The sequence below is a fragment of the Martelella sp. K41-7 genome (assembly GCF_055808365.1).
The window spans coordinates 3,102,972-3,125,052 of sequence record NZ_CM147867.1 but is presented as its reverse complement, the minus strand read 5'-3'; the positions used below and the strand labels follow the sequence as shown (position 1 = coordinate 3,125,052).

The following is a 22,081-nucleotide window of genomic DNA, read 5'->3' as shown; positions in this document are numbered from 1 at the left end:
GGCGCCCGGCAGAACTGTCAGGGCGCCCAGTATATATCCACGGGGGTAGTGGCCCGCGAGAGAACAGCACGGATGGGCATTTCCGCCTCGTCGTTGCCATCGAGGGCCTTATTCAGAACATCCATTTTTTCCTGGCCTTCGATATGCAGGATCAGAAGGCCGGCATTTTCAAGGCTGGAGAAGGTGAAGGTGAGACGCGCTTCCCCCGCGCCTTCAGCATGCATGGCCATCACACCGACCGGCGTCTTGCTATCGAGCGCTTTTGCAAGCGTGTCGCCTCCCGGGAAGAACGATGCGGTGTGCCCGTCGGTTCCCATGCCAAGAACGACAACATCGAAGGGCAGGCTTGTGGCCAACACCTTGTTGGTGACGATCTCGGCCGCCTCCTCGACATTTTCGACATTCTGGTAAAGTGGAATGAAGCGCGCTTCAGCCGCGGGGCCCAGCAGAAGGTTTTCCTTGACCAGGCGGTGGTTCGAGCGCGGATTGTCCTCCGGAACGAACCGCTCGTCGACAAGCGTCACCGTGACCTTCTCCCAGTCGATCGGCGTAGTGGAAAGCGCGCGGAAAAAGGCTTTCGGGGTCGAGCCTCCGGAAACGGCGATGGAGGCCGTTCCGTTGTCAGCGATGGCCGCTGCAAGCCTTTCGGCGACGTCAGCGGCCAGCGCCGATGCCAGCGCATCACCATTTTCAAATTTCTGCAATTTTTTGGTCATGGTTCTTCCGGCTGGTTTGTATTGGCCTCAGAGAGGTTCGTGCCAGGTCCTGCCGTCACGCTCAATCAGCGCAATCGACTTGCTCGGGCCCCAGGTGCCGGCGGTATATCCCTGAACCGGCTGGTTGGTTTCTTCCCACGCCTTCAGGATAGGATCGACCCATTTCCAAGCCACTTCAACTTCGTCGCGACGCATGAACAGCGTCTGGTTGGCGCGAATGACGTCGAGCAGAAGACGCTCATAGGCATCCGGATTGCGCACGTCGAAGGCTTGGGCGAAACTCATGTCGAGCGCGACCTGACGAAGGCGCATGCCGCCCGGACCGGGGTCCTTAATCATCAGCCACTGCTTGACACCCTCATCGGGCTGAAGACGCAGCACCAGTTGGTTGGACGCGATCCGGCCGGCGTTCGGTCCGAAGATCGAGTGCGGGATCTGCTTGAAGGTGATGACGATTTCCGAAAGCCGGCTCGCAAGACGTTTGCCGGTGCGCAGGTAAAACGGCACGCCTGCCCAGCGCCAGTTGTCGATCTCGGCCTTGATGGCGACGAAGGTCTCGGTGTTGGATTCGGCTTCCAGTTCTTCCAGATAGCCCTTGACCGGGCCACCCTTGGAGGCGCCGGCGCGGTACTGGCCGCGCACGGTCAGGTGCCCTGCATTCTCGTCCGTGATCGGCTTCAGCGAGCGCAAAACCTTGAGCTTTTCGTCGCGGACGGCTTCGGCTTCCATCGAATGCGGCGTTTCCATCGCCACCATGCAGAGCACGTTGAGGATGTGGTTCTGTACCATATCGCGCAGCGCGCCTGACTTGTCGTAATAGCCTGCACGCCCCTCTAGACCCACTTCCTCGGAAACGGTAATCTGGACATGATCGATATGGTTGGCATTCCACAGCGGCTCGTAGAGCACATTGGCAAAGCGCAGCGCCATCAGGTTCTGCACGGTTTCCTTGCCGAGATAGTGGTCGATCCGGAAGACCTGTTCTTCCTTGAACACCTTGCCGATCGTGTTGTTGAGCTCCAGCGCGCTGTCGAGGTCGCGGCCAAGCGGCTTTTCAACAACGATGCGGGTCTGCTTGGTGATCAGCTTGTGGTCCCGAATGCCATCGCAGATCGGACCGAAAATACTGGGTGCAACAGCCATGTAGAAGGCACGGACGCGGTCCTTGCCATCTTCCAGCATTTTCTTAAGTGCATCCCAACCCTTGTTGGAGGTGGCGTCAACGGGCACGTATTCGATGCGGGCGAGGAACTTGTTGACCTGAGTGTCGTCATATTCACCGCGCTTGAGATGTTCCTTCAGCGCCTGTTTCGCGCGTTCGCGAAACTCATCGGAGGTGAGTTCCGAGCGGGAAGCGCCGATGATGCGTGTCGGTTCGGTGAACTGACCGGCAATCTGCCTGTGATAGAGCGCGGGCAGAAGCTTGCGCTCCGTCAGGTCGCCGGTGGCACCGAAGACGACATAGTCAAAGGGTTCAACGGGGATCATTTGACTGCTCATGGTCAGTCCTCTCAATCGTCAACAGGGTTGGTGTAGTCTTATCAAATCGATTTAAAAATGCCAGTCCCATTCCGAAAAATCGGAGATTCTCTTTTTCGCTGCGGCCGCGGCCATTGCAGACTAGAAACGATCACGCAGTGCATACCAACTCAGGGCAAGAAACAGCAGAGGCTTGCGCAGCGGTCCACCGCCTGGAAACGACGGTATATCCAAATCCCGGTAAAGTTCCAGATCCTGCGAGCGTCCAGCAATCTCATCGGCATAGAGTTTACCGCAATAGTTTGACAGCATGACGCCATGACCGGAAAATCCGCCGATTGTGGTGACACCCGGCATGGTTTCTTCGACCAGCGGCCGTCGTGGCATGGTGATACCAACCGAACCGCCCCAGGCATGGGTGATCTCGATGTCGGAAAGCTGCGGGTAGACCTCGGCGATCTGCCGGCGCAGATGCTTGCTGATGTCTTTTGGGCTGTCAGCGGAATAGACCTCGCGGCCGCCAAACAGCATTTCACCCGTCGGTGCCTTTCGGAAATAACGCACTACGAAACGGCTGTCGTCGACGGCTTCGCCGCCTGGCAGGATTTTGCTGTCCTTGGGAACCGGCACGGTCGCGGCGATGAACGAACGGATCGGCATGATCTTCGAAGCTGCCTTTGGCTCCAGATGATCGTCGATGTAGCCGTTGCAGGCAATCAGCACACGTTCGGCTGTGATCGTGCCGCGGCTGGTCTCGATCACATTCTTGCCGTCGACACGGTCGATGTTCTCGGCCTTGGTCATTTCATAAAGACGCGCACCTGCTGCCGCGGCGGCCTTGGCGGTGCCGATCAGAAGTTTCAGCGGATGAATGTGACCCGTTCCGATATCGCGCGTGCCGCAGAAAAAGCGATCCGAGCCAAGCCGTTCAGCTGTCTCGCTTTTGCTCATAAACGACAGGTGCGGATAGTTATAGTGTTCAGCCAGAGCGTCGACATGGCGGCGAAAGCTGTATTCCATACCTCTTTTGTGAGCGACGCTCAGTTGGCCGGGCTTGAAATCGATATTGATTTTGTGACCACGGGCAAAATCCAGCAGATGTGATTTGGCGTCTTCGGCGACGCGGAAGAAGGCCTGAGAGCGTTGCTCGCCGAGCTTGGTTTCCATCTCTTCCGGCCACCAGTGCTGGCCGGTTCCGAGCTGTCCGCCATTGCGCCCCGAAGCGCCGTCACCAAAACGGGCCGTATCGATGAGCACGACATCGACGCCGTCCTCCGCCAGCTGACAGGCGGCCTGCAACCCGGTGAACCCGCCGCCAATGACCGCAACATCAGCTGTCGTCGATCCGTCAAGCGCCGGGTAGGTCGGGCGTTCCGGCAATGTCGCCTGATACCATGAAATCCCCGGTGCGATCGGGCTTTGCCAAACCATTTTGCTGGTCTCTCTATTCAGTTCGGGACGATAAGAATATCTCTATCATACATGTAGAAGCAGGAATTCCCGCTCCCACGGGCTGATCACCTCCATGAATGTCTCGAATTCGCCTCGCTTGATGCCAGCATAAAGATCGATGAACTCCCGCGACAGCACGGGCCCGAGCGCCTGTTCGGCCTCCATCAGTGCCAGTGCCTCGAGCAGGCCGCGCGGAAGATCGACAGCGCCTTCATTGGCTGTGTCGGCTGTCGGGGCCGAGGGGTCCACGAGATTTTCGATGCCAAGATACCCGCAGGCAAGCGACGCCGCCAGAGCGAGATAAGGATTGGCGTCCGAGCTCGGCAGACGGTTTTCGACGCGCCGGGCCACCGGATCCGAGACAGGAATGCGAAACGCTGTGGTGCGGTTGTCATAGCCCCAGGCGGTGTTCACCGGGCATGCCATGTCCGGCGCGAGGCGGCGGTAGGAATTGACGTAGGGCGCCATCATCACCAGCGTTGCCGGCACATATTTCTGCATGCCGCCGATGAAATGGAAAAACTCCGGCGACGGATCGCCGTTTTCAAGCGAGAAAATATTCCGGCCCGTCTCGATATCGATAACGGACTGATGGATGTGCATGGCCGAACCCGGCTGGCCCTGCATCGGCTTGGCCATGAAGGTGGCGAAGGTGCCATGCTTGGTGGCTGCCTCGCGGATTGTGCGCTTGAAATAAAACACCTGATCGGCAAGTTCCAGCGGGTCGCCATGCCTGAGGTTGATCTCAAGTTGGGCCGGCCCTTCCTCATGGATCAGCGTATCGATTTCGAGGCCTTGTGCCTCGCTGAAATGATAGATGTCGTCGATCAGTTCGTCGAATTCGTTGATGCCGGCGATCGAATAGGCCTGGCCGGCGACGATAGGACGGCCGGACCGGCCGACCGGCGGGACCAGCGGCAAGTCGGGATCGTCATTCTTGGCGACAAGGTAGAACTCGATTTCCGGCGCCACCACGGGCCGCCAGCCGCGCTTTTCATAAAGCTCAATCACACGTTTGAGCACGTTGCGCGGCGTATAGGGGACTTCCTGACCGTCGGCCCCGACGACATCGCAGATGACCTGCGCTGTGGGATCGGATTCCCACGGCACGGCGGTCAGTGTCGAAAGGTCCGGTACCAGTTTGAGATCATTGTCACGCGGCTCGTAGCGAAAACTGCCGCTCTCATCCGGATACCCGCCTGAGATGGTATGGCGGTAAAGTGCGGACGGCAGCGCGAGTGAGGTGTTGGAGGTGAATTTCGACGACGGCATCATCTTGCCGCGCGGCACACCGGCAAGATCCGGTGTAATGCATTCAATGTCCTCGATGCCGCGCAGCTTTAGCCAGCGAGCGGCGGCCTTCCAGTCTTCGACACCGCGTTCCGATGTCGGCGGAACGACGGCGGACTTTTTGACCCGCTTGGCCTTGCTTGTGGGCGTTCTGCTCGCGGTTTTTATAGTCGATTTTTTTACTGGCATTTCTCTGGCCGTTTTGTCATTGCGCTGCGTGTATCATAACGACGGCGCGCGTCTTGGCGAGGGGGGCTTGTTGACTTTCTGTGCGCCATTGCGAACAAGACCGACTTTAAGCAGGCAGAAAACCATGCGCGAATTTGATGTAGTCATCCTTGGTGCCGGGGCCGCTGGCCTGATGTGCGCGGCACGCGCTGGTCAGCGCGGCCGCAAGGTGCTTGTCATCGACCATGCCAGAAAACCTGCGGAAAAAATCCGCATCTCAGGCGGTGGGCGCTGCAATTTCACCAATATCGGCGCGGGCCCGCAACAGTTCCTGAGTGAGAATCCGCATTTCGCCAAATCGGCCTTGGCCCGCTACACATCGGCTGATTTTGTCGCGCTTGTCGATCGGTATGGCATTGCCTGGCACGAGAAGACGCTGGGGCAGCTGTTCTGTGACGGGTCGGCGAAGGAAATCATCGCCATGTTGCTTGATGAGTGCCGGGTCGGTGGCGTCGAAATCTGGCTCGAAACCGCAGTGTCCGATATCCAGCATGACGGAGGCCGGTATCGGCTTTCGCTGGGCGGCAGGCCAGTCACCGCCCGTTCTCTGGTGGTCGCGACAGGCGGCAAGTCCATTCCGAAGATGGGTGCGACCGGATTCGCCTATGATGTGGCCGCCCGCTTCGGAATTTCTGTCGTCGAACCACGACCCGGGCTTGTGCCGTTTACGCTTGATCCTGGTTTGCAGGCCGATCTTGAACCGCTTGCCGGTATCGGCGTTCCGGTGGAAATTGCCTGCGGTGCGGGTCGTTTCCGCGAGGCAATGCTCTTTACCCACCGCGGCCTGTCAGGGCCCGCTGTTCTGCAGGTTTCTTCTTACTGGTCGCCCGGTGACGAAGTGACGGTCAGGATCCGGCCGGATATCATGCTTTCGGACGCGCTGACGACGGCTAAGAGGGACAAGGGCCGGCAAGCTGCCGCAAATGCGCTTACTGACCACCTGCCAAAGCGGCTTGCTCACTATTTCGCCGATCGTGCCGCGGTGGACGGCCATCTCGCCGACCTGTCCGACAAGGTGCTTCAGCGTCTGGCGTCGTCGATCCAGGACTGGCGTTTCAAACCTGCCGGCACGGAAGGCTACCGGACTGCGGAGGTAACGCTTGGCGGCATCGACACGCTGGCCCTTTCATCGCGAACGATGGAAGCCAGCGCGGTGCCGGGGCTGTATTTCATCGGTGAGTGCGTGGATGTGACCGGTTGGTTGGGAGGGTATAATTTCCAATGGGCCTGGGCATCCGGCGTTGCGGCGGGCGAGGCTGTCTGACTTCGATATCGTCTATGATGCCGCCTTCATGTGACTGCTCAATCTTCAGCAACGATGGTCGGGTACCGTGCTTACGCCGTTGCAGGTCCAGTATTGATGACGTCCGGAATGCGGCCAAGACCTAAACCTTCTACCCCGTGGAAGGGTCTGGCCTCATTCAAGCAATTCCGACGGCGTGTCGACCCGACGGGCCAGTGCCGCAATCGCGTTGCCGCTGATCCGCAGGGAAATCGGCAACGCGTCTGCATCCTCGCCCCATGTTGTCAGCAGGGCATCAATCTGGCCGGTGTCGATATCGACGTCGCCCGCGAGGCGGACCTTCCCTTGTGCGGTCTCCATTTCCATCGATTCGAGATGGACCGTGGTCCCCGAGAGGGATCCCCGGCCTGCAACCGAGACAAACTTGAAAGGTTCGCGTCTCAAGGGCGAAAATGCGAAATTGTCACTGCTTCTGGCAGATTGCAGAATGCCTCCCAGATCGAGCCATGACAGGCTGCCCTCGCGCCCGGCGAACCGGAATTGGCCGGTCAGTTTTTCCTGTCTGCGATCACTGAGCGGTGAGGGGGCCTCGTAGGACATCTCCAGATCAAACTGATCGCTTTCAAGCGGCACGCTGAAGCCGAGCTGTTTAAACAGCGGATCGGAGCGCACATTCTCCGCATTCATGCGGACACTGGCGGTGCCGTTGTCGCGCACGGCGACATGGGCATATAAGGATCCCTGATCGAGCCGGCTGTCGGCAATGTCGAAACTAGTCTGCTCGCGGCTGCGAATGATGCTGGCCGCCACGTCGCGAAGGGTGACGTCGGACAATCTGACCGACCCTGCCGAAACGCGCAGATCCAGTCGTGCCAGCGGCAATTCGTTTTCCGAGCCATTCGCAGCAGCGGGCGCGAACGCGTTGATCCACGCCGGCAGGGATGATTGGGCGTCAAACAGCGAGACCTCCTTGAAGGCCATTGTTGCGGAAACTTCGGCCGGACCATCTGCAGAGGGAGGGGTCATGTCCAGGACGCCGTTGCCACGCGCTGTGTCAATCGTAATGTCGACGGGCGAGAATCTGAGCGAGCCGGCACTTTGCGAGACTTTGCCCTTGAGAGATGCGGTCTCAACGTTCTTCAGCAGGGTCGATTCGACGCCCAGTCCTGTCATTAGCTGCTGCAATTGTGTGGTTGAAAGCGAAAATGTACCGTCGAGCAGATAGGGGCGGTTGCTAGAGGCCATGCCATCAAAACGGATATTGGCCGTGTCATTGGCGATGGTCAGGTTGATCGCTGAGGCTCGGCCGGCAATCATGGCCGCTGCATTTTGCGCTGTCAGCGTGACCCGGGTCGGCCGATCGGCAATCACTGCTGATCCCGAAAAACGCGCCGTGCCGGTTAAAACAGGCCACTCCAGGGTCGCATTCACATCGTTCACGATTGACGTCTGCCCATCAAGGGTAAAGCCGAGTGTGCTGTTGGTCAGTTCAAGGGAATCGAGCCCTTCGGCGTGCATACTCGTGTCGTGTTCGTTGAGGATGCTATCGATTGTTTCGCCGAGGTTGTTGGCAGGAGCGCCCAGGGAGGCTTCCGGTTTCTCCAGGATGATGATGGCGTTATCGAGGGTGAAGTCGGAAAAGGCCGGGTCCCCGGAAAGAGCGCCGAACAGACCGAAGCGGGCCGAGAGGGTGGCGCCGTTTCCGTATATCAGCGGCCCTGTCCCGTCGGGCCTGGAAACTGCAACCGACGTCGCCGTTATCCGCGGTCGTGGCCAAAAGGAGATGTCCGAAGTACCTGCAATGCTGGCCGGTGCACCGAGCCATTCGGTCAGGCCGTCTGTCAGGTTTTTCGCCATCGTATTTGGCGCGATGATCATCGGAACGAGATAGTATGCGGCAATGCCCAGCAGAAGAATGCCGGCCAGCGCGCGGCGCAAAGGTTTCTGCCTTCGTGTGGTTGCGGTGTTCTTACCTGTCAGGAATTTGATCATCTGGCCGGATACTGCGTTGCTGACATCATTGTGCGGCGATAGCGGAAAACGCACGTCGACACAATCACGCAGGTTATTTTGATGCCCGGGACGGCACGCTATGCCTGCGGCCACAGGGCCGGTTTCAAGACCGCTTCAAAGGTGGAAGGACGCGTCTTTGACGCTGCCGTGCGTTTCTTGAAGCTGCAAGCAGTTCCGGTTATCTGCAAGTGAACAATATATGCGCTCGACCTTATTTCCGGATCAACCATTGCAATCTGCAGGGCAAGGGCCTATATCACCGTCATCGACCATTGCTAGCGACGTTGTCCGAGGGCCGTTTGGCTCCGTCTGATTTCCTCTCAAAATCGATCTTATTCCGCTAGGTATTGCGGAACACACTACGATTGAAAGGAAATCGTTATGAATACTGGCACCGTTAAATGGTTTAACGCCACCAAGGGCTTCGGTTTTATCCAGCCTGATGATGGTAGCACGGACGTCTTTGTACACATCTCTGCCGTAGAGCGCGCTGGAATGCAGTCGCTTAATGACGGTCAGAAATTGCAGTACGAAATCGTTCGCGATAACCGCTCTGGAAAGAGTGCGGCCGACAACCTTCAGGCGGCTTGATTTATTGCTTTCCCGGTTGACCACGGATGTACTGGCAGCTGGATTGTGCAATGTGGGGATCCCCCTGATTTCAAGCCCGACGTAATTGTCATCGCTGTTGCTGACCACGGATGTACTGGCAGTGACGCAGAGGAGGTCGGGTTATTCCCGGCCTTTTTGTTTTCGCTTCGCCCCGCGCGCTCGTTACTGAGCCTGCGCGGTGGTGGATGCGGAGAAACAGAAACAGGAACAAGGAGGTTTTCTTGCAGGTACTGGTAAGAGATAACAATGTCGATCAGGCGCTTCGCGTTCTGAAAAAGAAAATGCAGCGCGAAGGTATCTTTCGCGAGATGCGTGCGCGTCGTTCTTACGAGAAGCCTTCGGAAAAGCGGAACCGTGAAGCGGGTGAAGCTGTGCGTCGTCTGCGCAAGCTGAAGCGCAAGCAGATGCAGCGCGAAGGGCTTCTCCCCGCCGCGCGCAAGAAGCGGTAAACGGCCGATCGGCCGGAGTGCCGGCCAACCATTCCTCCACTTCAGGGAGACCGTGCATGACCGCTACCAAAGATGAATTCTTCAAGCCCGGACGAATGTCGGCAACCGACAAGGCGTCGATGACCGACCGTACGGCGAAAGCGATCATCGCGGAAGAGAATACGCAGCTGCAGAGCAAGACCGAGCGGCTGCGTCGTATGAGGCTTGAGCGCGAAGCGGTAGAGCCCGCGCCGGCACCAAAAAAGAAACGAGCAAAGCGTACCACCGCCTGAGGCGGAACACGTTTTGGCAATGCCTTTCGGCCCGCAGTTTTGCGGGCCGTTTTGCGTTTGGGCCTTTGGTCCCGATTGGCCGGACGAAGACACAGTGTTCATCGGTCCGGGAATTGAAGTGAAGCCCTGACGGGGGCACATACCGTTTCAACAGCCATCCCGGCAGATCGGGGTGCGAACAGTGATATCGGGTGCCTCGTTCGCCCTTTTGAAAAGGTATGCCATCATGAAGAATATCGGATTTCTGTCCTTCGGCCATTGGACGCCCTCGTCGCAGTCGGGCACCCGTTCGGCGGGCGATGCGCTTCTCCAGTCAATCGATCTTGCTGTCGCCGCAGAAGAGCTCGGCGCCGACGGCGCTTATTTTCGCGTTCATCATTTCGCGCGTCAGCTGGCCTCGCCGTTTCCGCTTCTCGCCGCCATCGGTGCAAAGACAAGCGGGATCGAGATCGGCACGGGCGTGATCGATATGCGCTATGAAAATCCGGCCTACATGGTCGAGGACGCAGGCGCGGCCGACCTGATTGCCGGCGGGCGTCTGCAGCTCGGCATTTCGCGCGGTTCGCCCGAACAGGTGATCGACGGCTGGCGCCATTTCGGCCACCTTCCGGGCGAAGGCGAAGATGATGCTGTCATGGCCCGCCGCCACACCGAAACCTTTCTCGACAGGCTTGAGGGCAAGGGGTTTGCCGAACCCAACCCGCGTCCGATGTTTCCCAATCCTCCCGGTCTTTTGCGCATCGAGCCGCATTCGCAAGGTCTGCGCCAGCGTATCTGGTGGGGATCAGCCACCAATGCGACGGCTGAATGGGCGGCACGCCTTGGCATGAACCTGCAGAGTTCAACGCTGAAATTCGACGAAACCGGAGAGCCGCTGCACAGGCAGCAAGCCGACCAGATTCGCGCCTTTCGTGCTGCCTGGAAGGCGGCCGGGCATGATTGGGAACCGCGTGTTTCGGTCAGCCGTTCGATTTTCGCGCTCGTCAATGACATGGATCGGGCCTATTTCGGTCGGGGCGGCAATGAGCAGGATCTCGATTGGTTATCTCGACGAGAAAACCCGTGCTGTCTTCGGCCGCTCTTATGCCGCAGAACCCGACCGGTTGATCGAACAGCTGAAGGGGGATGAAGCCATCGCGGAGGCAGACACCTTGCTGCTGACTGTGCCGAACCAGTTGGGCGTGGCCTACAATGCCCATGTTATCGAGGCGATCCTGAAATATGTCGCGCCGGGCCTGGGCTGGCGCTGATGCCGATTTGTCTTGCTTTTTGAGCAGTGAAAGGCGCACCGCCAGCGGTGTGCCCTTTCTATTGCAGCGTTGAAAATGCCTTCCATGTGGATTTCATCGCTTGCCGAAATCTCTGTTCGAATCTAGGCTTCTGTAAATAAAGGCAAAACGTCACGGATTTTTTGCCTGTTTCCGGGTGGGGGCTCGAGGACGACCGGATCGTGCATGGTTTGCACGGGCGTCACTTCGTGCATTTCGGAATATAAGGGGTCATGATTTGCAGTTTTTCGATACAATTTTCGGCTACATCAATGATTTGACGTGGGGATGGGCACTCGTGCCTTTCCTCGTGGTGCTCGGTGTGTTTTTCACCGTCGCGAGCGGTTTCGTGCAGTTCCGGTTCTTCAAGCGCATGTTCAGGGTGCTGTGGGGCGATGAGGATAGCGATCCGAGCAAGATCAGTGCCCGCGAGGCGCTGTTCGTTTCCGTCGGCGGACGTGTCGGCGGCGGCAATATCGCCGGTGTGGCGGTTGCGATCACGGCGGGTGGGCCGGGTGCGGTTTTCTGGATGTGGGCTATCGCGCTTGTCGGCATGTGTTCCGCACTCGTCGAGGCGACGCTTGCGCAGGTCTTCAAGCGCACAACCACCGAAGGCGACTATCGCGGTGGGCCGGCACGGGCCATCATTCACGGCCTGGGTGAGAATTATCGCTGGCTGGCAATCATTTATGCGATCTGCCTGATTGCCTCCTTCGCCATTGGCTTCAACGCCTTTCAGGGCAATACCGTTGCTGGCGCGGCAGCCGACAGTCTCGGTGTTCCGCGCTATGCCACCGGCATTCTTCTGGCCGTGGCCACAGGTTTCATCGTCTATGGCGGTATTCATCGCATTGCCAAGGTCTCCGATGTCATCATCCCGATCATGGCCTTCGGCTATATCGCCATGGCGCTCGTCATCATTCTGATGAACATCACAGCCCTGCCAGGCGTGATCTGGGATATCGTCGCCAATGCGCTGGGCTTTCGGGAAGCTGTTGCCGGCGGGGTCGGCGCTGCGGTCGCCAACGGCCTCCGGCGCGGCCTGTTTTCCAATGAGGCCGGGCTTGGCTCTGCGCCCAACGTTGCCGCGACGGCCTATGTCCGCCATCCGGTCAGCCAGGGCATTACCCAGAGCTTCTCGGTGTTCATCGATACGATGATCATCTGCTCATGCACGGCCTTTGTCATCTTGCTCGGCGATGTCTATCAGCCGGGACAGGCGGATGTTGACGGCGTCATCCTCACCCAGCAAAGCATGGTCTCTCATATGGGCAACTGGGCACAGTATTACCTGACAGCGGCAATCTTCCTGTTCTCGTTCTCATCGATCATCTACAACTACTATCTCGGTGAGAATGCGCTGGCCTTCATGACGGAGAAGCCGAATGCGGTGCATATCCTGCGCATCGCCATAGTCGCGATTGTGTTCATTGGTGCTGTGGCGCCCGGGGCAACGGTGGTGTTCAGCTTCTCTGATCCGATGATGGGCATTCTGGCGGTGGTCAACCTGCTGGCGATGATGATGCTGTTCCCGATCGCGCTGAGGCTGATCAACGATTTCCGGGCCCAGCTTAACTCAGGGGTCAAACGACCGATCTTCGATCCGAAGAAGTTCCCCGATCTCGATACCGACGAAACGGCCTGGCCCGACGCAAAATAGCATGCGGGCAACGTCAATTTTGAGGACGCGGCGGCGATAAGCCGCCGCGTTCATTTTGAAATGGTGCGAAGGAAACCTCTCATGATGACACTGCCGTTTTTCATTTGTGCGGCAGCACTTTTCAGTGCTTGGCGCGGACAGCGCAGCGTTGCGGTGCTTTTGACCGTTTTCGCCGTTCTGATGCTTTTCGTTTTGTTCAGATTGCACGCGACAGACGTGCTCGATATCGACCTTTGAGGTGATCCATGCCTGTCCGTATTGCCCATCTTCTTAATGTGCTGGCGCTTCTTGCCATTTCCTTCGTGCTTCTGTTCGCGTTTTACGACCAGTTCGCCAATGGTGAGCTGCCATGCCCGCTTTGTCTGCTGCAACGCGCTGGCTTCGTCATTGTCGGAACCGGGCTGGCGCTCAATGTGCTGCTCGGCGTGGATGCCCGTCACTATGGTGTGATGCTTCTTGGCGCGCTGGCCGGCGGCGCGGCGGCGCTCCGACAGGTCGCGCTGCATGTGGTTCCCGGAACCGGTGGCTATGGCGCGCCGTTCCTGGGTATGCATTTTTACAGCTGGGCGTTCTTCCTGTTTGCAGCCGTGGTGCTAGGTACCGGCGTGATGCTTGTTCTTGGCCCTTCACGCGCGTCCGAGCGGGTGCGCCGCGGTGGGCTCGGCCTGATTGCCGTTGCCCTGTTTGCGGTGATGACGCTCGGAAACGGTGTTTCGACGCTTGCCGAATGCGGCGGCGGACTGTGCCCGGACAATCCGGTCAGCTACGAAGCGCTCGATTCGCTTTTGGGGCGCTGAGCGGCATTGCGGGAAACGGCTGGGCCGGCTTCGTACCAGCCCTTGCTGCGGTTGACGATAGCAACCACCGACAGCATTACCGGCACCTCGATCAGCACACCGACAACTGTTGCCAGTGCCGCACCGGAATTGAACCCAAACAGGCTGATGGCGGCGGCGACGGCCAGTTCGAAGAAATTGGACGCGCCGATCAGGGCGGAGGGGCCTGCGACGCAGTGCTCCTCGCCGGATGCACGGTTGAGGACGTAGGCGAGTCCTGAATTGAAATAAACCTGGATCAGGATCGGAACCGCCAGAAGCGCGATGATCATCGGCTGGGCCAGGATCTGCTCGCCCTGAAACGAAAACAGCAGCACCAGCGTGGCCAGCAGTGCCACTAGAGAAACGGGCTGGATTTTTGCCAGCAACGCCTCGAGTCTTGTCGTAGAACCGTTCCTGATCAGGCTCTTGCGGATGATTTGTGAAATGATCACCGGAATGACGATGTAAAGCGCGACCGAAAGCACCAGCGTCGACCACGGCACTGTGATGGCGGAAAGGCCGAGCAGCAGTGCGACGATCGGCGCGAAGGCAACAATCATGATGGTGTCGTTAAGCGCGACCTGTGACAGCGTGAAATGCGGCTCGCCCTTGGTCAGGTTCGACCACACGAACACCATGGCAGTGCAGGGGGCGGCAGCCAGAATGATGAGGCCGGCGATATAGGAATCGATCTGGTCTGCCGGCAGCAGCGGCCGGAACAGCCAGCCGATGAACAGCCAGCCGAGCAGCGCCATCGAAAATGGTTTCACCGCCCAGTTGACGAACAGCGTGACGCTGATGCCGCGCCAGTGGCGGCCGACCTCTGTAAGAGCGGAAAAATCGATGCGTAGCAACATCGGGATGATCATCAGCCAGATGAGCACGGCGACCGGCAGGTTGACGCGGGCGATCTCAAGTGCGCCGATCGCCACGAACACGGACGGGAAAAAATGGCCGAGCGCGATACCGGCGACGATGCACAGCGCCACCCACAGGGTCAGATATCGTTCGAATGTGGACATTTCAGTCTGCCTTCCGGGCTGTTTCGGTCGCGCCATCCATGGCGCCGATTTCTCTCAGCTTTGTATCGAAGTCCTCAGCCTGGACCGCGGCATTATGCAAATTGATGAAGGCCATGATACGGCTTTTGAGGTAGGTGGCCGTCTGGGCAAAGGCCTGGCGCTTTTCCTCCTCCGTACCCTCGACATAACTGGGATCTTCAACCCCCCAATGAGCGCGCTTTCCAGGTCCGCGCATGATCGGGCAGGCTTCACCCGCCGCGTCGTCGCAGACAGTGATGATGAAATCGATTTCAGGTGCTCCGGGCCTGCTGAACTCATCCCAGCTCTTGGAGCGGAACCCCTCGGAGCGATAGCCCCTATCCTTAAGCGTTTCCAATGCAAGCGGATGCAGGGCACCCTTCGGGTGGCTCCCGGCGGAAAAGGCACGGAAGCGACCATTCCCTTCTCCGTTGAGGATCGCTTCTGCCAGAATCGAGCGGGCGGAATTACCCGTGCAAAGAAACAGGACATTATAGGTCTTGTCGGTCATAGTGGGTGTCTCCCGGTTGATGAGCCCGTGCGTTTGGTCGCCGGGGTTTTCACAACATGGTGTTAGGTCTGCGATCAATGGCGCACACAGGTCCGCATTTCCTCCGCAGCAATCGCGCAACAGGAAGAGCATGGCCGAGCGCAGTTTTTCGAGGTCCGCGCGATAGATGATAGACCGTCCCTGTCGCGCTCCTGTGACAATGCCAGCATGCGTCAGTGTGTTGAGGTGGGCCGACATGGTGTTCTGCGGTATCTCAAGCCGGCGGGCGAGTTCGCCGGCGGCAACGCCGTCTGGCTCCGCTTCAACAAGCAGGCGGAAGGCCTGAAGCCGGGAGGGCTGGGCAAGGGCGGCGAGCACGGCGATTGTTTCTGTATTATCCATATATCCAGAATAATGGATATAAATATGGAGTCAATCTGTTTCTGTGGGTCGCTTGCTGCCAGTTCATCTGTTCAAGGGGGCAAAGAGCCGAGGGTCTAAAGACTGGTACGTGACCTCAGAGCGGCCACCAGCGTACCCTCATCGAGATAATCGAGTTCGCCGCCGACCGGCACGCCGTGGGCCAGACGGGTGACCTTGATATCCATGCCCTCGAGCTGGTCGGTGATGTAGTGGGCGGTTGCCTGACCCTCGATCGTGGCATTGACGGCGATGATCAGCTCCTTGACCTCGCCAGTCTTCACCCGGTCGACAAGGGCGGCGATGGTGAGGTCATCCGGCCCGACGCCATCAAGCGGCGACAGCGTGCCGCCGAGGACGTGATAGGCGGCGTTGAGTGCTGCCGCGCGTTCCAGTGCCCACAGATCGCCGACATCTTCGACCACGATCACGAGGCTCTGGTCCCGCGTTGGATCTGTGCAGATCGTGCACGGATCTGCGGTATCGACATTGCCGCAGGTCGAGCAGATCTTCACCTTGTCATAGGCATCCTGCATGGCACCAGAAAGCGGCCCCATCAACTGGTCGCGCTTCTTTATCAGGTGCAGCGCCGCACGCCGCGCAGAACGCGGGCCCAGCCCCGGTACTTTCGCCAGAAGCTGGATCAGTTTTTCGATTTCGGGACCGGTGACTCGTTTTACCATATCCCTCCACTAACGCATCGGCTGCCAAAACGGAATCCGTTTTTGCGGCCGTCGTCTTTGACAACGATACCGTTCGAAGCGACAATTCCGCCGGAAGAGAGGACATCATGAAAATAGCGGCTCTCTGTATCGGTGCACCGGAGGTGACTGACGGTGTCAGCCATAGCACCGGTATTTTCAAGCGCCCGGTTGCCGGCCTCGTCCGGGTCGGAACGGAAGGGATCGTGGGGGATCATATCGGCGACCGAGAAAATCATGGCGGCGTTGATCAATCCGTCTATCTGGAAGGCTCGATCTCGCTCGACTGGTGGGAGAAAGAGCTCGGTTTTCCTTACCAGCCCGGGATGTTCGGCGAAAATCTCGTGGTCGAAGGGCTCGATAACCGCGAGGTCATCGTCGGCGATCGATTCATCATTGGCGATTTGGTGCTCGAGGTTACCTCGTGCCGCATTCCCTGCAATACCTTCGCAAGGCGCATGGACGACCCGAAATTCGTCAAGCGCTACTGGCAGGCCGCCCGTCCGGGCGTCTATTGCCGGGTCATCACGGCGGGCGAGATCGCCGACGGCCGTGCTGTAGAATACCGTCGGTTTGAGGGTGCCCGCGTGCCACTCCCGGAGATGATGGTGAATTTTGGCAGGAAGCTCGCACCGGAGGACAGGGCGCGCTATCTGGCGGCGCCCGTCCACTGGAAGCTGCGCAGGGAACTGGAAGGACAATCGGACTGAACCCGACCTATCGCGTGGCAATCGCCACTGCTGCGCCGCCGATCATACCGGCGCTGAGGCGGTTTGCGATTTTCATCGCGCGCGGGCTCTTGAGCAGTCTGCGTGCCTTCGACGCCATGAACACCCAGGAGAGATCGACAATGGCGAGGACGATCAAAAGCGTCGCCGTCAGTTCGAGCCAGCCCAGAAGGGTGACGCTGCCGAGATCGATGATCGTCGGCAAAAGCGCGACGTAAAACATCATGATTTTCGGATTGCCGAGGGTGACGCTCATGCCGGTCAGGAACATCTTCCAGCCTGAGCCCGCGCTTGGCAATTCTTCACCGTTCGCCGCCGGGTCGGCCGTCCACATCTTCCAGGCCAGGTACACAAGATAGGCAACACCGGCCCATTTGATCGCGACGAACACACCGTGGAAGCTGGAGGCGACCGCCACCAGCCCAAACACGGCAAGCATCAGCCACAACGCCTCGCCCAGCCACATTGCCGCCAGAAACGGCAGCACATCGCGGTGCCCGCGTGCCAGAACCCGGGCGACAAGGGCGGCCACGCTCGGCCCCGGCGAACCGGCGGCCACGAACAGCGTGATGGCGAAAAGGGCGAGCGCGCCGAGCGTCATGGCTGCAATCCTAGAACGGCAGCTTCATGCCAGGGGGATCGGCAGCCCGGCGGTGATTTCCTTGGTCATGTCCTCGGCCTTCTGCTCGGCGCGGTCCTTGGCGTCGCGGTGGGCGGCGACGATCAGGTCTTCCAGCATCTCCGCATCATCCCCGGACAAGAGCGTCGGGTCGATCTTGATGGAGATCATCTCACCCTTGCCGGTCATCTTGACATTGACCATGCCGCCGCCGGAAACGCCGTCGACCTCAACGGCTGCAATATCCTGCTGCAGCTGCTCCATCTTGGCCTGCATTTCCTTCATCTTGCCCATCATGCCCATCAGGTCGCGCATGGTCTTCTCCTCATTCTCTGTTCAAATGTGTCTGGTTGGGTGTCAGTTGTCGAGATCGTCTTCGGGAAGAACATCGCCATCCTCGTTGACGGCGGCATCGGGTGCGCCGTCTGGGCCGGATTCGTTCTCGGTGCTTTCGTTTTCTTCCGCCCGCACGCGCACATCGGTGATCTTCGCACCGGGGAAGAATTTCAGGATCGAGGCAATCTCGGGGTCCTCGCGGGCATCCCGGAAAAGCTTTTCGCGGACGGCGTTTTCCGCTTCCACAAGTGTTGCTTCGCCCTGCTCGCGGCTGAGGCTGACGAACCAGCTTTCGCCGGTCCATTCGCGCAGCTTGGTTCCGAGTTCGTTGAGGAAGGTCTGCGAGGCACCGTCCTGCAGATTGACCTCGAGCCGGCCCGGCTCAAGGCGTACCAGCCGCACAAAATTACGGATCTGGGCGCGGATCAGCGGCGCGCGGTGCTTGGAACAAAGGTCGGTAATGTCCTGCAGCGACTTGATCGCGGATGTCTTCGGCGGTTCCTGCGCGCTGGCCGTTGCCGGCTCGGGCTGCGGTGCCTCTTCGGCCGGTGTGGTCTCTGCGGGGTCAGGCTGAGGGTCTCGGAGGCCTGCGGGCGCAGCATGGTGACCGTCGCCGATGGCCGGGAAGGGGAGGCTTGCGTTGCCTGAGCCGAGCCCGCGCGGGCGCTCGCGCCGCCACTCGTGCCTCCGCCCTGGGGCGATGCCGATGGACGAGAGGGATGGCTTTGCGGCTCGCTGCTTTCCAGCGCCAGAAGCCGCCTCGCGGCATCCTCGGGCGAGGGTAGGTGGGCCGCATGCGTCAGCCGGATCAGCACCATCTCGGCTGCACCGTAGGGGCGGGCGGCATTTTCCGTTTCCGGAATGCCTTTCAGCAGCATCTGCCAGATGCGTGAAAGGGCTGAGACCGCGACGGCTTCGGCAAACTCCTGACCCCGCGCTCGCTCGACCTCGCTCAGCGATACGTCTTCTGCGCCTCCCGGCACATATTTCAGACGCGTCACCAGATGGGTGAAATCGGCAAGGTCGTTGAGTACGACCACCGGATTTGCGCCGGCCTCGTATTGGGCCAGGAACTCCTGCAGGGCCGCTTTTACATTGCCGCTGACGATATGACCGAAGAGATCGACGATCCGGGTGCGGTCGGCAAGGCCGAGCATGGCGCGAACGGCGGATGCCTCGACATGGCCGTTGCCGTGGGAGATCGCCTGGTCAAGCAGGGATAGCCCGTCACGGGCGGAGCCTTCGGCTGCGCGCGCGATCATCGACAGCGCCTCGTCCTCGATCTCGACGCCTTCCTTGGCGGAGATCGTGGAGAACAGCCGTACCAGATCGGCGGCGGGGATGCGGCGCAGGTCAAAGCGCTGGCAGCGCGACAGCACCGTGATCGGAACCTTGCGGATCTCGGTGGTGGCGAAGATGAATTTCACATGTTCCGGCGGCTCTTCGAGCGTCTTCAACAGGCCGTTGAAGGCCTGGGTGGAAAGCATGTGCACTTCGTCGATGATGTAGACCTTGTAGCGTGCCGTCGACGGTCGGTAACGCACCTGATCGATGATCTCGCGGATATCGTCGATACCGGTATGCGAGGCGGCGTCCATCTCGATTACATCGACATGACGGCCGTCCATGATCGCCTGGCAGTGCTCGCCGAGTTCCTTCAGGTCGATCGTCGGCTTGTCTACCGTATCGGTCTTGTAATTGAGGCCGCGTGCCAGAATGCGCGCCGTCGTCGTCTTGCCGACACCACGCACGCCTGTCAGCATATAGGCCTGCGCGATCCGCCCGGTCTCGAATGCGTTGGTCAGCGTTCGCACCATCGGCTCCTGGCCGACCATCAGGTCGGAGAAGTCCTTGGGGCGGTATTTGCGCGCCAGAACGCGATAGCCGCCGTCTGCAGCGTCGTTCTTCGGCTCAATGTCTGATGCGTCGTCGGCCATTGCCACTCATATTGGTTGTTGTCCGGCCGGCTTCAACGGCTGGCAGACCGCGAGGATAGTCGAGACCCGTCGCAGGAGTCACGGAAGCGGCGGCAGTTTGGCAGAGCTTGCCGAGAAATGCACAGGATTTTTGATCGCCTGCGCCTGACTGCCTCAAGCGGTGGTTTCCTGGCAGACATCGACCCAGGCGGCCCCGGTGATTTCGGCCATGCGTTCCGGCCCAATCCGCACGGCGGCATTTCGCGCACCTGCCGCCGGGTAGACTTCTTCGAATGCCTGCAGGCTTATATCGCAGTAAATCGTGATCGGCTGAGCCAGACCAAAGGGGCACACGCCACCAACAGGATGGCCGGTGATGGCCTCCACATCATCAAGCGGCAGCATGCGGATCTTGCCGCCAAACGCGGCCTTGGCTTTCTTGTTGTCGATGCGGGCATCGCCGCGGGCGACGAGAAGAAAGCGCTCGTCCTTGACGGAAAAGGAAAGCGTTTTGGCAATTTGCGCCGGCGCAACGTCATGGGCCGAGGCAGCCTCTTCCACAGTGGCACTGCTTTGGTCCGTCTCGATGATCGCTATATCGGGGGCAGCCTCGCTCAGATGAGCGCGAACGCTGTCGATACTCATTGGACGTCTCCGTTGGATAAGGAGAGGGTGGGAGACCGGCACGATGACCCGTGCACAACTCGTTGGGGCTGCTTCCTTCCGGACCTGACCCGGTTGGCGAGGGGCACGTCCACCACCAGCCTCCCGGTCGCAGATATCGTCAATTTGCGGATTGATTGCAAGCGTGGCTCGCAAAAAATATCGACGGATGTCGGGCCGGTCGCTTTTGCACCACGCTTTTGCGGTTATAGCCTTGCGTCTGTTTGATACACATGTCTGGATAGAGCACGGTGGAGAAACGGCAGAAGTCCGGGGCGGTATTCAACAAAAAACGGGGGCAACATGCAGGAATTCAAGCTTGATGAACGTTTGCAGGGGGACAGCGTACTGGTCGCATCTCTTGGGCTTTCTGAGCTTCGGCTGATGCGGGACGAGCGCTGGCCATGGCTTCTGCTGGTGCCTAAGCGGGCGGGCGCAAGCGAAGTGTTCGATCTTGTGCCACTCGACCAGACCATGCTGACCTTTGAGACCAACGAAGTCGCCAAGGCGCTGAAGGAGGTGACAGGTGCGGACAAAATTAATATTGCAGCCATCGGCAACATCGTGCGCCAGCTCCATGTTCATGTCGTCGCCCGGTTTGAGGGCGATGCCAACTGGCCGGGGCCAATCTGGGGCTATGGCGCGGCTGAACCGCGTAGCGATGAAAAGATGACCGCATTGGCGCACAAGATAACGGAGGCAATGACCCGTTTATGACATCGATTTTCGACAAGGCCGGGCCGCATGATGACCCGAGCGCACTGACCGCCTTTGCGGGGTGCAGGATCATTCGCGATTCCGAACACCGGGCGGATGATGCGCTGATCACGGCCGCTCGTACGCCGGGCGCACGGTTCATCGCCTTTGCCGGTGGAAGGCCCCTGGTCAAGCATGAGCGACAGGTGCTTGACCCCTATTTTGCCCGCTACGAAATTTTGGAGCTTTCGCCCGACCGGGAAAGCGCCGTTCTTCTCGGCCATGATGCCAATGGTATGCCGTTGCTCTCGATCGAGCTTGGCGTCGACCCCGAAGCGCTGCCGGCTCATCTGAAGGTGACCAGCACAAGGGCAGTCTATTCCGAAGGGCTGTTCGATGAAGAGACGCAAGGGGCCCTGGCGCTGGCCACCAGCCTCAATGCCTGGGGGCGCAATCACCGCTTTTGCGGGTGCTGCGGACAAAAGGCCGAAGGCGCCGCCGGTGGCTTTCGCCGGCAGTGCACCGCCTGCGGCCACATGATGTTTCCGCGCACGGATCCGGTGGTGATCATGCTGGTTGTCGATGAGGAGCGAGACCGTGTGTTGCTGGGCCGCAATCCGAACTTCCCGGAAGGGCGGTATTCCTGTCTGGCCGGCTTTCTGGAGCCGGGCGAGACCATGGAGGATGCCGTCAGGCGTGAAACACTCGAGGAGACAGCGGTCCGTGTGGGGGCTGTGCGCTATCACGCCTCCCAGCCGTGGCCGATGCCTTATTCGCTGATGCTGGCCTGTTTTGCCAAAGCAGAAAGCTTCGATATCAGTCGGGACGATGATGAACTGGAAGATTGCCGCTGGTTTACCCGCGACGAACTGGAAACCATTGTTGCAGGCCGGCATGAAGGTGGGATCAATGCGCCAGCTGAAGGAGCCATTGCCTTCCGGCTGATGCGCGACTTTCTCGACTGGTCGTAAG

Annotated in this window: 20 protein-coding genes, 1 other RNA gene and 3 pseudogenes; 11 read left to right on the top strand and 13 right to left on the bottom strand. The window is 59.4% G+C overall.

Annotation, left to right across the window (positions count from 1 at the left end; genetic code table 11):
- Positions 1-17: 17 nt before the first annotated feature.
- From pgl to AC0L7L_RS14860, 4 genes are all read right to left on the bottom strand, one after another.
- Positions 18-716, bottom strand: coding sequence for a 6-phosphogluconolactonase (gene pgl, locus AC0L7L_RS14875; RefSeq protein WP_473509795.1), 699 nt, complete (start codon positions 714-716; stop codon positions 18-20).
- A gap of 27 nt (positions 717-743) precedes the next feature.
- Positions 744-2,216 (bottom strand): glucose-6-phosphate dehydrogenase, encoded by a 1,473-nt coding sequence (zwf, locus tag AC0L7L_RS14870; RefSeq protein ID WP_272212788.1) that lies wholly within the window; start codon positions 2,214-2,216, stop codon positions 744-746.
- A 120-nt stretch (positions 2,217-2,336) separates the two neighbouring features.
- Entirely contained in the window at positions 2,337-3,626 is a 1,290-nt protein-coding gene (locus tag AC0L7L_RS14865; protein ID WP_473509793.1) for an NAD(P)/FAD-dependent oxidoreductase, read from the bottom strand.
- Between the two features lie 45 nt (positions 3,627-3,671).
- Entirely contained in the window at positions 3,672-5,126 is a 1,455-nt protein-coding gene (locus AC0L7L_RS14860; RefSeq protein ID WP_473509790.1) for a glutamine synthetase family protein, read from the bottom strand.
- A gap of 124 nt (positions 5,127-5,250) precedes the next feature.
- On the opposite strand from AC0L7L_RS14860, the gene AC0L7L_RS14855 reads away from it, so the two are divergent.
- Positions 5,251-6,429: a BaiN/RdsA family NAD(P)/FAD-dependent oxidoreductase gene (locus AC0L7L_RS14855; RefSeq protein ID WP_473509788.1), complete on the top strand. Its 1,179-nt coding sequence runs from the start codon at positions 5,251-5,253 to the stop codon at positions 6,427-6,429.
- 153 nt (positions 6,430-6,582) lie between these two features.
- On the opposite strand, the gene AC0L7L_RS14850 is transcribed toward AC0L7L_RS14855, so the two are convergent.
- Entirely contained in the window at positions 6,583-8,454 is a 1,872-nt protein-coding gene (locus AC0L7L_RS14850; protein ID WP_473509786.1) for an AsmA family protein, read from the bottom strand.
- 348 nt (positions 8,455-8,802) lie between these two features.
- Here AC0L7L_RS14850 and AC0L7L_RS14845 point away from each other — a divergent pair, with 348 nt between their 5' ends.
- The 7 genes and pseudogenes from AC0L7L_RS14845 to AC0L7L_RS14815 all read left to right on the top strand — a co-directional run bounded on the left by AC0L7L_RS14845 (position 8,803) and on the right by AC0L7L_RS14815 (position 13,479).
- Entirely contained in the window at positions 8,803-9,012 is a 210-nt protein-coding gene (locus AC0L7L_RS14845) for a cold-shock protein (RefSeq protein ID WP_272212783.1), read from the top strand.
- 242 nt (positions 9,013-9,254) lie between these two features.
- On the top strand, positions 9,255-9,482 hold the full coding sequence (gene rpsU / locus AC0L7L_RS14840; protein WP_272212782.1) for a 30S ribosomal protein S21: 228 nt from the start codon (positions 9,255-9,257) through the stop codon (positions 9,480-9,482).
- A 56-nt stretch (positions 9,483-9,538) separates the two neighbouring features.
- Positions 9,539-9,754 (top strand): hypothetical protein, encoded by a 216-nt coding sequence (locus AC0L7L_RS14835; RefSeq protein WP_473509784.1) that lies wholly within the window; start codon positions 9,539-9,541, stop codon positions 9,752-9,754.
- A 226-nt stretch (positions 9,755-9,980) separates the two neighbouring features.
- A pseudogene (locus tag AC0L7L_RS14830) lies at positions 9,981-11,004 on the top strand (LLM class flavin-dependent oxidoreductase).
- Between the two features lie 256 nt (positions 11,005-11,260).
- Positions 11,261-12,682: an alanine/glycine:cation symporter family protein gene (locus AC0L7L_RS14825; RefSeq protein ID WP_272212779.1), complete on the top strand. Its 1,422-nt coding sequence runs from the start codon at positions 11,261-11,263 to the stop codon at positions 12,680-12,682.
- An 81-nt stretch (positions 12,683-12,763) separates the two neighbouring features.
- Entirely contained in the window at positions 12,764-12,919 is a 156-nt protein-coding gene (locus AC0L7L_RS14820; RefSeq protein WP_473509782.1) for a DUF5993 family protein, read from the top strand.
- Between the two features lie 8 nt (positions 12,920-12,927).
- Complete coding sequence (locus tag AC0L7L_RS14815; protein ID WP_272212777.1) at positions 12,928-13,479, top strand: disulfide bond formation protein B; 552 nt, start codon at positions 12,928-12,930, stop codon at positions 13,477-13,479.
- Here the strand turns inward: AC0L7L_RS14815 and arsB are convergent.
- The 3 genes from arsB to recR form a co-directional block, all read right to left on the bottom strand.
- Entirely contained in the window at positions 13,446-14,522 is a 1,077-nt protein-coding gene (gene arsB, locus AC0L7L_RS14810) for an ACR3 family arsenite efflux transporter (protein ID WP_473509780.1), read from the bottom strand. The two genes, AC0L7L_RS14815 and arsB, sit on opposite strands and share 34 nt — an antisense overlap.
- A gap of 1 nt (position 14,523) precedes the next feature.
- Positions 14,524-15,432 carry a metalloregulator ArsR/SmtB family transcription factor gene (locus tag AC0L7L_RS14805; RefSeq protein ID WP_473509778.1) on the bottom strand — a complete coding sequence of 303 codons (909 nt, stop codon included), beginning with the start codon at positions 15,430-15,432 and terminating at the stop codon, positions 14,524-14,526.
- Between the two features lie 95 nt (positions 15,433-15,527).
- On the bottom strand, positions 15,528-16,133 hold the full coding sequence (gene recR / locus AC0L7L_RS14800; protein ID WP_272212776.1) for a recombination mediator RecR: 606 nt from the start codon (positions 16,131-16,133) through the stop codon (positions 15,528-15,530).
- A gap of 107 nt (positions 16,134-16,240) precedes the next feature.
- Between recR and AC0L7L_RS14795 the strand changes: the two genes are divergently transcribed.
- Positions 16,241-16,861: an MOSC domain-containing protein gene (locus AC0L7L_RS14795; protein WP_272212775.1), complete on the top strand. Its 621-nt coding sequence runs from the start codon at positions 16,241-16,243 to the stop codon at positions 16,859-16,861.
- Between the two features lie 7 nt (positions 16,862-16,868).
- Here AC0L7L_RS14795 and AC0L7L_RS14790 read toward each other — a convergent pair whose 3' ends face one another.
- From AC0L7L_RS14790 to ffs, 5 genes and pseudogenes are all read right to left on the bottom strand, one after another.
- Entirely contained in the window at positions 16,869-17,480 is a 612-nt protein-coding gene (locus AC0L7L_RS14790) for a LysE family translocator (RefSeq protein WP_272212774.1), read from the bottom strand.
- A 10-nt stretch (positions 17,481-17,490) separates the two neighbouring features.
- Positions 17,491-17,813: pseudogene (locus AC0L7L_RS14785) on the bottom strand (YbaB/EbfC family nucleoid-associated protein).
- A 42-nt stretch (positions 17,814-17,855) separates the two neighbouring features.
- A pseudogene (locus AC0L7L_RS14780) lies at positions 17,856-19,771 on the bottom strand (DNA polymerase III subunit gamma/tau).
- Positions 19,772-19,924: 153 nt separating this feature from the next.
- Positions 19,925-20,395 (bottom strand): YbaK/EbsC family protein, encoded by a 471-nt coding sequence (locus tag AC0L7L_RS14775; protein WP_272212771.1) that lies wholly within the window; start codon positions 20,393-20,395, stop codon positions 19,925-19,927.
- A 29-nt stretch (positions 20,396-20,424) separates the two neighbouring features.
- Positions 20,425-20,519, bottom strand: an RNA gene (ffs, locus tag AC0L7L_RS14770) — signal recognition particle sRNA small type.
- A 197-nt stretch (positions 20,520-20,716) separates the two neighbouring features.
- Here ffs and AC0L7L_RS14765 point away from each other — a divergent pair.
- Together AC0L7L_RS14765 and nudC are read left to right on the top strand one after the other, a co-directional pair.
- Positions 20,717-21,130 (top strand): HIT family protein, encoded by a 414-nt coding sequence (locus tag AC0L7L_RS14765; protein WP_272212770.1) that lies wholly within the window; start codon positions 20,717-20,719, stop codon positions 21,128-21,130.
- Positions 21,127-22,080 (top strand): NAD(+) diphosphatase, encoded by a 954-nt coding sequence (gene nudC / locus AC0L7L_RS14760; protein ID WP_473509774.1) that lies wholly within the window; start codon positions 21,127-21,129, stop codon positions 22,078-22,080. Before AC0L7L_RS14765 ends, nudC begins: the two co-directional genes overlap by 4 nt.
- The last annotated feature ends 1 nt before the right edge of the window (position 22,081 follow it).